The organism is Acinetobacter entericus (assembly GCF_026168575.1).
GTDB lineage: Bacteria > Pseudomonadota > Gammaproteobacteria > Pseudomonadales > Moraxellaceae > Acinetobacter > Acinetobacter bouvetii.
In genome coordinates, this window is record NZ_JAPEQW010000064.1 from 1 (window position 1) to 4926 (window position 4926).

A 4926-nucleotide genomic window follows, 5' to 3' on the forward strand; every position below is an offset into this window, starting at 1 on the left:
GCCTAGACCAACACCGAGTGTTGCCATAGCACCAACCAAGGCATTGACTGCGAATTTAGTGCTATTCACTCCCTTTGATAAACTCGAAATGCCTGAGTTCGCTTTTTCAGCTGCTGGCTCCACACCAGCTAATTCATTTCTTAAGCGTGCAATTTCTTGCTCGGTAATTTTGGTAACGCGAGCAACCTCTTCAGCTGGCAACTTACTGTTGGCCTTAAAATCCTCAAGTTTTCTTGATAAATTGGCTATTGCATCATTAATTACAGTGGGCGGTTTAATACCTAAAGCACTGTATATATTACCCCCAGCATTTTTTGCACTGGCAGCAGCTTTATCTGTGCTGGTGGAAACATCTTGCATTGCAGATGAGGCTTTTACATTGAACTCGCTAAATGCAGATTTAGTTAGATCCACCGCTTGTTCAAGCCCCTTGACTTTTTCTCCTGCGTTTTTAATTTCTTCAAGTGTGATAGCTTCACTGCTTTTTTCTAATGCTGAAAATGCAGATCTGGCAGCCAGTAACTCATTTTCTAAAGCATTAATGCTGTTAGCGCCAATATCCCCTATTCGCTCAACATCCTTGGCTGAAACTGTAGCGCCATCACCCATACTTTCAATTGCACGAGCAGCGGTTTGCGCCTCACCAATTACACCTGTTAGATCAACCGCACTAAACTGCTGAACCTGATTAATGGTTGACTGGGTTGCATTGTCAACGCCTTTCATTGCGTTAATTGCAACACCCTCATAGTAATTAAAGGCGCTTGATGCTTCCTTAATCGCATCCTGAATACTTAAAACTCGATCTTTGGCAATCTCAATATCTTGTAGAGATCCATCTGTGCTCTGCAGGCGTACTAATTCAGCTTGAGCTGCTTTAAGTGCTAGATTTAACTCACCAAGCCCCTGTTCGCCTGCACTCGACATTGCACGTAATTCACCAGCACTAATTACTGATTTATCGCCCAAAGCCTCAATTTCTTTTGCGGCTAAAAAGAATTTATTTCCAAGTATTTCGGCAAGCTGAACAGCATCCCCAGGAATGGCACTGTCAATTTCAAATCCAGCTTTATTAGCTTTTGCTGCTGCATCCTGCAGTTTGTCGCCTAAACCGCTCATTTCGGCAGCTGTTGCTGCTGATTTATTTTTTAGCTCGCTCTCAGCCTGAGACACCTCACCAAGCTTATCTTTAGCTTGGTCAGCTTTTTTTTGCAGCTCATTGGGTATTATCTTACCCACTTCGCCTGCAGTTTCTGCCGAGGCTGTCTTTAGTTTCTCAGCTTCAGCTTCAATTGTTGCAAAAAGATTTTTGGCAACATCTTCCGACTGCTTCGCCGCAGCAACCAATCCTTTGCTGTCACCATCAAGTATCAGCTTAAATGTTAAGTTTTTTCCAGACATGGCGACCTCAAATTTTAGGCATAAAAAAAGCCCTACATTTCTGTAAGGCCTTATAGCGGAATTACTGATTCTGAAATTAACGAAAAATTTCAAATAATGTTTAATTTAAGAATTTGAGCAATATTGATTCGACTGTTTTTAAAATGGGATTTAAGTAAAAAACTGTCTTAACGCTCCCAATCAATCTTGTAAATATTTCCATCTACAATAGTAATGGCATAGTACGCATTTTCTACTTTGTATTTATAAGTGGTGGCTGGATGAGCTCGTCCTCTCCCATCCCGAATAGTATGTTCATACGAAGATTCAGGATTCCCCAAAACATCTCTCAATCTGCTGTAGCTATCGCCAAGCTCAACAAAACCATAACTGCCGCGCACAGCCTGCATCTCAACAGCAAATGCTTGAGCCGACATGCACAGCGCTAAAATTAAAACAAACTTCTTCACCCTAACACCCTCAATATATAATTATTAAGCACATATTAAATGAAAACCGCAACTTACATCAATGTTTAGACAGCTCAGATTGGAACTTTTCAAAGCCCTTTTTATCTGAGTGGTGTGCTACGCGGATTACATTTGCATCAAGCTTCTTGTCATCCATGTTTACCTTTTGAGCAGCTTTCAGATAGTTCATGAAGCAGCCGTAACTCATCTGCAGAATTGCAGAATGTTGATGACCAGCTGTAATAAGTAACTGAAATGCATTAAACCAGCTTGATTGCTCATCGCCTGACTTTGTACGCTGCCGAGGTTTTGGCTCCTTGAAATATGCGACATTTACTTCCAGCATTGTCTTGATTAGCAACTTAAAGCCCTGCTCATCATCAACATACTGCATCAATTCAGCTTGTTTCTTGCCAGTAGTAAGCTCAAGTAAATGCAGAACTTGCAGCCCATGTGATGTAAATAGCTTCGTCAAAATTTCATCTGAATAATCTTTCTTTTCTAGAAATGTTTTAACAGCTATGGCCGCCGGAAACCAAACATCAAGGTTATGCATTTTTAGTTGCTGCACAGCAACTTTAGAGTTACCGAAAGGCAATGTAACGCTTCGGCCTTCTGCCAAGAAAAAATCATTCATGATGTAATCTCAATAAAAAAACCTCCCGAAGGAGGTTTTGTGGAAGTGGTTAGTTACATGCTTTCAATTTACATAGGGTCATCATCAATATAATTAACCTGTACTGCCTTTCCTTCTGCGAGTAATTTAGCGTCACTTAATGTTTTAACTGTCATATATGAGTGAGTTAATTCAGTCTTATCACCAGGTTGATCATTTTCCCCTAATGGAGCTTCATTAAATATATTTTTAATTTTACGCACACCAAGACAATATTCTTTTGCTGGCATACCGTAATAAGTAACACCTTCAGCACCAGCCGCATCAATAAGATCAATTTGATCCTGAATTTTTTGATTAAGTTCATCTTGAGTATCAAAATTCAAAAGAACAAAGGTCTCTTCAATTGGAAATTCGGTTTGTTCGCCTTCCAATACTTCAGTTACCTGAATAATGCTAACTACAACCCAAGTCATAAAGTTCCCCTTTTATTTTTTATCAAATCGATTTTTGCCATCACAATTGTAAACCTTTTTCATCTGTTTTAATTTTAAGCTTAATCTGCTTATTTGTTTCAGTATTTTTTAAATTCTGGACAATTGAGTGAATGGGAACTTTAAAAATATTTTTTCAAAAATTTCATCTGAATTTGGCGCACTTTAACCCCAATATCTTTGTTTTTGAAAGAGCTCCATTTGCTAGAAAAAAAGCATTCATAATGGAATCTCAATACCACCCGAAGGAGGTTATAAAAGTTTACTAATCGCCTTCAATCGTTACAGTATTTTGGAAAAGGATATACAAAGCCTTGCTTTCATGTGGAATGATTAAATATTTAACTTTCACTCCATCTTTTTCAGTCAATTCAGCGCTGTAGACATCAAGCAAAGAGCAATCTACATCATCACTGAAGCACCAAGACAGATAATCCATAATTCTAAAAGCTAGGAAACTTTTCCAATCAGTTACATCAAGTTCTAGTCCTAATGGCTTACGTAATATCCAACCTTGGATAAGAGATTCAATTTCTCCAAATTCAATCATACTAGATGTAAATCCCAACCCATTAAGCTCAGGGTAGAAAGTGAAGAAATTCTCTTCTAAAGACAAATTGCTGTTATAGCTAACGTCGAATACATTGAGGCATTTTTCTCTAATTGCGCCATCAATAGATGCGAGACCTGATAAAAAACCTGATAAGTAGCTAATATAAGAATCTACTAATGACATTGTAATTTCCTTTAAATAATCAATTACCTTCACACCAAACTTTATAACCGCGCTCTAACTCATCCTTCTTATCACGCAGGATTGAAATACGCTTTTGATGGCCAACGTAAACTGGAGAACCTTTTTCTTTGGAATTTAAATCACTTTTAAGCCATTTGATAGTTTTTTCAAAATCCTCTCATTGCAAGGATCCCCCCTGGTTCATTTTAAGAATATCATTCTCACGACTCATACGGGATTTGTTGATAAAAAAATAGAGAGCGAAGTTCAGGGCACAAAAAAAGATGCTTTTGCGCCTGTGAATTTCTTGTGCCTGAACTATTTAGCTGGTTGTAGAAAAACGATCGATATGGCCAAAAATGCTTAACTCAGCATCATTTACTTTGGTGATATCCGCCAAACATTCACCTTCAAAGCTATAGCTTGCGAAATCTTCATGAATCAGATCGAATTCCGTTTCAGGTGAAAGCTCTAAGCGCCAAAGTGTCACTGCAATTTTATCGCCCTGGTATGTGTCTACACCTTTAAAGAAGAAACGATATTCTTCCCCCAAATTTGTGGCAACAGTAGTACGGGTAATGGCGCCCGACTTACCTGACCATTTCACATCAGTAATCGGCTCGTTAAAGACTACCGTTCCAAACACAGAATCCAGGATATATTTATCTGCAGCAACTGCCGCATCAGCAGGACCTTTAAAAGCCACATCAGACAAATTGCGTGTACCTAGGTCAATCATCTCTCCGATTTTAACTGCACCCAATGCGGTTTCAGCAATTGTGCCCGCTGGAATTTCGAATGTCTTACCACTGAGTACCATAGCTAGGTTTTCTTTAGTGACCTCTTCCAACGTTCCACTAACTGACACCCCTGTCTGCTTGCGAAGTACGGCATCCTTTGCACGCATGCCTGTCTTGGATTCAAAATGATCGGTTGAATCTGATGTAATCTTAAGCTGAAGCTCTGGCGTGTTGCCAATCGACAATAACGCAGCAGGCTGACCATTAACCATTTTTGCTAAAAACATCTCACCCTGGAGCGAAATTAAATCCGGTTTATTCGCCATTAGTTTTCACCTCTTTTTCCGTTTTAGTAGACACTGCAGGCTTGGTTTTAGTTGATGCTTCAACCACATCTTCAACCGACTCAATCACGCCGCGCAGTAATAAATCTTGAATTTGGGATTCGCTCAAACCGCCAACGATATCCCCAGAATTAAAACGCCCGACA

5 protein-coding genes and 1 pseudogene are annotated in these 4926 nt (G+C 39.4%); all 6 read right to left on the reverse strand.

Features of this window, described 5'->3' with window-relative positions:
- A pseudogene (locus OKC24_RS19065) lies at nucleotides 1-1401 on the reverse strand (tape measure protein); the annotation flags it as partial.
- Between the two features lie 167 nt (nucleotides 1402-1568).
- The gene (locus OKC24_RS19070) at nucleotides 1569-1850 is read right to left on the reverse strand and encodes a hypothetical protein (protein WP_131275622.1); all 282 of its coding nucleotides are present in this window, start codon (nucleotides 1848-1850) and stop codon (nucleotides 1569-1571) included.
- A gap of 58 nt (nucleotides 1851-1908) precedes the next feature.
- Nucleotides 1909-2487 (reverse strand): hypothetical protein, encoded by a 579-nt coding sequence (locus tag OKC24_RS19075; RefSeq protein WP_265466223.1) that lies wholly within the window; start codon nucleotides 2485-2487, stop codon nucleotides 1909-1911.
- 68 nt (nucleotides 2488-2555) lie between these two features.
- Nucleotides 2556-2942, reverse strand: a complete 387-nt coding sequence (locus tag OKC24_RS19080) for a hypothetical protein (protein WP_265466224.1) — start codon at nucleotides 2940-2942, stop codon at nucleotides 2556-2558.
- A gap of 283 nt (nucleotides 2943-3225) precedes the next feature.
- A complete protein-coding gene (locus OKC24_RS19085; protein ID WP_265466225.1) occupies nucleotides 3226-3696 on the reverse strand; it encodes a hypothetical protein in 471 nt (156 codons plus the stop codon).
- Nucleotides 3697-4018: 322 nt separating this feature from the next.
- Complete coding sequence (locus OKC24_RS19090) at nucleotides 4019-4762, reverse strand: phage tail tube protein (RefSeq protein WP_265466226.1); 744 nt, start codon at nucleotides 4760-4762, stop codon at nucleotides 4019-4021.
- Nucleotides 4763-4926 lie beyond the last annotated feature (164 nt).